This window comes from Streptomyces otsuchiensis, assembly GCF_004305975.1.
GTDB classification, from domain to species: domain Bacteria; phylum Actinomycetota; class Actinomycetes; order Streptomycetales; family Streptomycetaceae; genus Streptomyces; species Streptomyces otsuchiensis.
On the sequence record NZ_BHZI01000319.1, the window covers coordinates 1 to 6,166 of the forward strand.

The window sequence follows — 6,166 nt, forward strand, 5'->3', positions numbered from 1 at the left end:
GTTCTCGGGGGTCGCATGCGGATGCGAACGGGTAGAAGTGTGCTGCCCGTCGTTGCTGGTGGGGGAGGCTTCGGTGAGGTGCGAGGCGGCTAATTAGGTGCAGCGGGGATGACAGTCCGGTCCTTCAAGTCGGCGGCCTCCGGGTTCCGCAGGCCCTGTGCCACCCGCCGGCGGACTGAGTGGGTCGCGGCCGGGTTCCTGCTGCCCCTTCCCCAGTCTCGGTGCCACTGCTGAGCTGACGGCTGCCGAGGCCACGTAGGCGGCTGGGCGCCCCGGCCCACAGCGCTGGGGCTGCCGTTCGTCCCTGCCCAGAGCCAGTCGGGTTGGTTGGTGACGTTGACTCCGGTCCGGCCCTAATGGACGGGTCGGGCCGGGTTTCGCGGCAGGCCGCCCAGGGCGCGCCGGGAGAGCGCTGTAGGCCGCCAGGCCGCGGACGCGTGCGGCGGGTCTATGTATCTGGGTCTGGCCGATTCGGTTTCGGGACTGGCGGTTCCTCACCATCACAGCAGGGTTCAACGCGTTCACGCTTCCGGCAGCCCGCGGGCTCGTACCGCGCCGCATCGCGGCGATACGAAGGAGCAGCACACGAGAAACAACGAACCCGTGCACTGCCGGGAGTCCTTCCGGGGCGGGCCGTGCACGTCGACGCCTGAGCGCGAGGAGATGATGGTGGATTCCCAGTTCGACACAGCGGTGGCGGCGTACGAAAGCAGCATGGAGGAGATGCCGTTCCGGGAGCATGTCGAGGCGTACAGCTTCCTGAACGCGGTCGGTGACATTGTGGGACGGGACGTGCTCGACCTCGGGTGCGGCAGTGGGCTGTACACCCGTCGGTTGCGCCGTACCGGGGCGGCCCGCGCGGTGGGGGTGGACGAGTCGGCCGCCATGGTGGAGCACGCCCGTCGGCGCGAGGAGCGCGAAGGACTGGGCGTGGAGTACCTGGCAGCGAACGCCGCCGACCCAACCGCGGGAGAACTGCCGGACGTCGCCGGTTCGTTCGACGTGGTCACGGCCGTGTACGTGCTGCCCTACGCCCCCAGCCAGGACGCGCTGCAGGGGTTCTGCGCGACGGCGCGGCGGGCGCTGCGTGCGACGGGCGGGCGGTTCGTGGCCGCGGTCCTCAACCCGGAGTTCTCCACGGACCCGCAGTGGTACCGGGGCTACGGCATGCTCCTGAGCTCGCAGGAGTCACCGGCGGAGGGCACGCCGGGGCACCTGCGGGCCTGGGTCGGGCCGGAGGTGCTGGACCTGGACTTCTTCCGCTGGTCCACGGCAGCACACGAGCAAGCTCTCGAGGCGGCCGGGTTCGACGGCGTCTCGTGGATTCGCCCGACCGTCTCCGAAGAGGGCCGCGCGAGGTACGGGGATGCGTTCTGGGCGAACTACCTCGACTGCCCTCACGCCCTGATCATCGACGCCCACGCCGGCCCGGGGGCTGTGCCCGACAGCCGTGCCCGTCCGGCCGAAGACACCTCAGCGGCACCGCACAAGTGAGCTGTCCCCCACAGCTCTCCCAACCGACCCGCCCCAACCAACCAACCAGAGGAGTAGGGCCACTGCCATGAGCCGAATCAGTACAGCTTCACCGCCCCTCACCGGTACAGACGCACCCCCGGAAAGCTCGGCACAAGACGCCCCGAGCCCCAGCGGGTTCCGGGTAGAAGGGTTGGACCTTCACAACCCGCGCCTGGCCGAGCGGTACGGCACGCTGGTGCTGGGCCTGTCACCGTTCAATTCCTTCTACTCCACGCAGACCGTAGCGGACCTGTGCCAGAGCGCGGCCAGGTCGTTCTCCGACGTGCACGTGGTCCTGCCGGGGGCCCCTGAATCGGCGCTGCGCTACATTTCCGCGGGCAAGGCACCACGGCACGCAGTCCAGCGCTCCAAGCGCGTCATCCACAACATGCGCAACGTCGCACGCCGCACCCTGGCCGACTGCGGGATGCCCGACACGGACTCCCAGGTGCATGTGATGACGCGCTTCGCCTCCCATCCGCGCTACCAGAAGAGCCGGGCCCGCGTCGAGAGCGCCTACCGCACGCAAGATTCGATGCGGGAAGCGGTGCACGCGATGACCCGGACCGCCCTGGCCACCTCCCTCGACTCCGAGCCCACACCGGCCCAGATCGCGAGCAACACCCGCTACATCTTCGCCGAGGCCCCACTCCTGCTGGACGCCGCCGGCCTGCTCGCACGCCCCAGCACCCTGTTCGTCTACCACCGCAGGGTGCCCCTCTACGACGTGGTGGCCGCCGGTCAAGTCCCTGGCCTCACCGTAGGGGCGGGTCACACCCTGTCCGTGCTCACTGATGAACGGAACGACCGTGGCAACGGCGATCCCCGATGAACTGACCTGGCCCGACTCTTTCCCCACCCGCGGCCACGGCCTGCCGCCCGAGATGTTCGACCTCCTGCGCCGCGAACGGCCGGTCGCCCCGGTGACCTTCCCCTCCGGCCACCGCGCCTGGCTGGTCACCCGCCGCACCGACATCACCGCGATCGGATCCAGCCGCAACTTCTCCCGCAACCTCACCTGCCCCGGCGGCCAGCGCATCGCCGGAGACGACTTCAACAGCGTGCCCGGCGGCATCTTCAACCTCGACCCGCCCGAACACACCACCGTACGGCGCGTCGTGCAGCCGTTCTTCAACCCGGCCGCCGCGGCGGCAATCCAGCCCGCCATCGCCCTGGCCGCCTCCGACCTCGCGATAGCCCTGCGCGAGGGCCCCAACCCCGCAGACCTGCACGGCGCCTACGCACACCCCCTCGCCGCGACCCTGGCGTGCGACCTGATGCGGGTGGCCCCACGTCAGCGCCGCAAGATCGTGCCGCGGCTGCGCTCGCAGGTCGACTACACGACACCGGCCGCCAAGATCGACACCTCCACCCGGTGGATGCTCGACTTCGCGACCGAAGTCATCGAAGCCAAGAGGGCCGACTACGACGACGGATGCGAGCCGCGTGACCCGGTCGAGGCACTGATCCGCGCCCACCAGCACGGAACCATCACCGCGGAGCACCTCCACGCCACCGTGATGTACCTGTTCGTCACCTCCGCCGAACCGGTCACCGGGCCGGTCACCACCGGCGTCTACACCCTGCTGCGGCACGGCGACCAGCTCGCCCGCATCCTGCGTGACCCCGGTCTGTGGCCCACGGCGGTGGCCGAGCTCCTGCGCCTGCACCACAACGGCATGACCTCGATGCCCCGCCTCGCCTTGGCCGACACCGAACTGCACGGAGTACACATCCGGGCCGGCGACGCCGTCGTCACCCCCTGGGTCGCCGCGACCTGGGACCCCGAGCACTACAAACAACCGGAGCGCTTCCGCCTCGACCGCAGCACACGGGAGGACCCGGCCATCACCTTCGGTACCGGCCCCCACTTTTGCCTCGGCGTCAACATCGCCCGCCTCTACCTGCAGACCGCGCTCTCGACCCTCTTCACACAACTGCCGGACCTGGCGGTGGCTGCCAAGCACGAGGACATCGCCTGGGAACCGGACACCTACCTCTTCACCCGGCCGACGGAACTGCCCGTCACCTGGTCCTGAGGTGTGTGGGCCTCCACACCCCGCACCCCGCCGCCTCAGACGTCCTGCGCCTCCGGCACATGAGCAGACTCTGCTACGGGGTGAGGCACGGACCACTCTCGGGCGGCGGCCGCCGTCCCCCGAAGGGGCTCGGCACGGTCGGCCTGGGGGGCAGGTCTATATGCGGCGGCGGAAGGCTGCCATGGACTGGCGTAGTTCTGCCACGTTCGTGCGGGCGGGCATGGAGGAGACTGTCCGGGCACTGGCGAATGCCTTCTGGGCGTGCGGGAGCGCCTGGTCCCACTGCCCTGCGTGAAGAAGGGCGAGTGCGATCTGGCTGTGGGTGATGGCCAGGGCCTTGTGGTGGTCGACGGGTCTTGTCCTCAGGGAGTCCAGGAGGGCCTGGAGGTGGTCAGGACCTGCTCCCAAAGCCTTGAGTACGAGAGCGCGCTGGTACTGGAGCGACGCTTCCGTGTAGGTCTCGAAGGGACTCGTCGCCTGGTGGTCCTCCTGGTGTATCCGCAAGGCGGTGGCGAGAGCATGCAGCGCAGCGGGGCGGTCGCCGGTCCGGGCCAGAGTGAGGGCATGACCGGAGTAGAGGAAGCTCCGGAGCGCAGGCGCCGCGTTCGGCCCTGCGATCTCGATGGCGTGGCCCGTGAGTTTCCCACTGAGGGCTCTCTCGCCAAGGCTGTCCGCCAAGGTGGCCAGGGCGCGCAGAGTGATGGCGTAGTCGGGCCGGGCGCCGGCCCGCCGGGCGAGTCTCAGCGCGTGCTGGTAATAGCCCTGGGCAAGCCCTGGACGGCCGCTGTCGGCCGCTATAGCGGCCTGCACGTAGCTGAGCCGGGCAAGGGCGGTGAGGACTTCCGGCCGGTCGGTCTCGGTGCTGCGCACGACCAGGAGGCGTGGTGTCTCATCGGCTATGTAGCGTGACAAGGTGCTGCCGAGCGTCAGCCCCCCGTAGCGCTGGACGTGTTCGAAGAAGAAACTGCTGAGGTGTTCGAGGCGCTGTGCGGTGGATGAGCGGCGGCTGTCAGAATCTTGCAGCCGGATTGCTGCTGCGCTGAGTTCGGCTTCGATGTCCTGGACGGAGAAGAGGCGCGCAGGACGGCCTCGTCCGTCGGAGTCGGCGTCGGTGACGGCGAATTCGGCGAGTGCGAGGATCGGGTGCGCGGTGGAGGATGCCGCCCGCTGCGGGGATGCCAGCCCCGTCCATTCGGGGGTCACCAGTCGGCCCAGGCGGCGGCTGAGGACCTCGGCCACCAGGGCGGGCACGGGAGGGCGCGGGCGTGACCCGGACAGCCAGTGCGCGACCGCTGTCCGGTCGTAGGCCAGGCGCAGGCCGTGGAGAGTGCCGAGCCGGTTGACTTCCCGGGCCAAATCCCCGTTGGTCCACCCTGCCTCCTGCTGAAGAGCAGCCAGGCGAGTATTGCGCGTCCCTTTAGGCACAGCTTCCCCCGCTCCCCGGCCCCCGCACAGTCCTGGCAGATTTAAGAGAACAGTCGCCACGATGCTGGGAACATCCACTTTAAGACCGCCGTGGATCCACGTCCCTGTAAGTTCCGGACATCTCTGCGGAGTTCAAGCGGGATCTTTGGATTATCTTGCGGCCGTCTCCGAGTTCAGCGCGTTCGGGCACCCTGAAGGTTCTTCTCCAGGTTGGCTTTAATGCCTCTGGCGCGGCCTTGGAGTGGCGTCTGAAGGTTGCTGGCAGCGAGTGATCGGGAGGTGATAGGAATGAGCACTTCCGAAGTGAGACAGCCCGTTTTTCGACTGCGTGGCCATACGAAGCGGGGGCGGGGGCACGGCCGCAACGGCCGATCAAGAGACGCGCAGCCGTGTTCCGTCATGGTGCGGATGAGTCCGGCCTGCAAGGCGGCCATCCGTTGCCCCCGGACCTCCTCTGTGAGCCGGTCCTCGCCGTAGAGCTTCGTTCGGGTCAGCGTCGGGTCGGTGATCTCCATGACGATGATCCGGTACCGGGCGAGGAGACCCCGGGTGATCGCCGACGCGAGCGTCAGCTTCCACAAGACCTTGCCGAAGATCGCGGTGTCTGACATGGACGCGGCTTGTTCTTCCGGCAGCGGGTCCCGCCACCCCTCGGCCACCTCCCGGTTCGGGCGTTCCGCCCAGATCCGCGGGGTGGCCGTCATGTACAGCCTGCGGGCGGCGGGGATGAGGCTCTGGCCGTGGACGTCCGCCCACGCCTTCCCCATCGACCCCGACGTCCTGTGTGCCTCGTCGACGACCAGGAGGTCCACCGGCGCCAGACGCTGCCCGTAAGAGCCCGCGAACGCCTCCACCAGCACCGGCAGGGAGGCGTAGGTGGCGTAGATCGTCACCGGGCCCCGGCCGTGCCACAGGCCGAGCTGGATCGGGTTCGTCGTCGACCGCACCCCCTGCTGGAACAGCTCCGGGTCATCCTCCAGCGAACAGACCGCGACAGCCGGCCCCGAGTGCCCCAGCGCCACCCACTCCCGGATGGTCTGCGTCAGCAGATCCAGGGTCGGCACCAGGACCACCACCCGCCCCTTCGGGACGATCCGGCGGGCAGCCGCGGCCGCCATCGTGGTCTTCCCCGTCCCGCACGCCGAATGCACCTGACCGCGAATACCCGCCGCCGGAACACCACCCGG

At 69.2% G+C, this 6,166-nt stretch carries 5 protein-coding genes; 3 read left to right on the top strand and 2 right to left on the bottom strand.

Annotated features, from left to right (window positions below; translation table 11 throughout):
- The first annotated feature begins 666 nt into the window (after positions 1 to 666).
- The 3 genes from E0D90_RS22595 to E0D90_RS22605 all read left to right on the top strand — a co-directional run bounded on the left by E0D90_RS22595 (position 667) and on the right by E0D90_RS22605 (position 3,554).
- The gene (locus E0D90_RS22595) at positions 667 to 1,494 is read left to right on the top strand and encodes a class I SAM-dependent methyltransferase (RefSeq protein WP_157996917.1); all 828 of its coding nucleotides are present in this window, start codon (positions 667 to 669) and stop codon (positions 1,492 to 1,494) included.
- 67 nt (positions 1,495 to 1,561) lie between these two features.
- The gene (locus tag E0D90_RS22600) at positions 1,562 to 2,347 is read left to right on the top strand and encodes a tRNA-dependent cyclodipeptide synthase (protein ID WP_130799855.1); all 786 of its coding nucleotides are present in this window, start codon (positions 1,562 to 1,564) and stop codon (positions 2,345 to 2,347) included.
- Positions 2,325 to 3,554 (top strand): cytochrome P450, encoded by a 1,230-nt coding sequence (locus E0D90_RS22605; protein ID WP_157996919.1) that lies wholly within the window; start codon positions 2,325 to 2,327, stop codon positions 3,552 to 3,554. The genes E0D90_RS22600 and E0D90_RS22605 overlap by 23 nt, the downstream gene beginning before the upstream one ends.
- Positions 3,555 to 3,710: 156 nt before the next feature.
- Here the strand turns inward: E0D90_RS22605 and E0D90_RS22610 are convergent, their stop codons facing one another.
- Together E0D90_RS22610 and E0D90_RS22615 are read right to left on the bottom strand one after the other, a co-directional pair.
- Positions 3,711 to 5,057, bottom strand: coding sequence for an NsdA family TPR-like regulatory protein (locus E0D90_RS22610; RefSeq protein WP_498072969.1), 1,347 nt, complete (start codon positions 5,055 to 5,057; stop codon positions 3,711 to 3,713).
- Between the two features lie 95 nt (positions 5,058 to 5,152).
- A partial coding sequence (locus tag E0D90_RS22615) for a DEAD/DEAH box helicase family protein (protein WP_438827434.1) occupies positions 5,153 to 6,166 on the bottom strand: 1,014 nt, incomplete at its 5' end.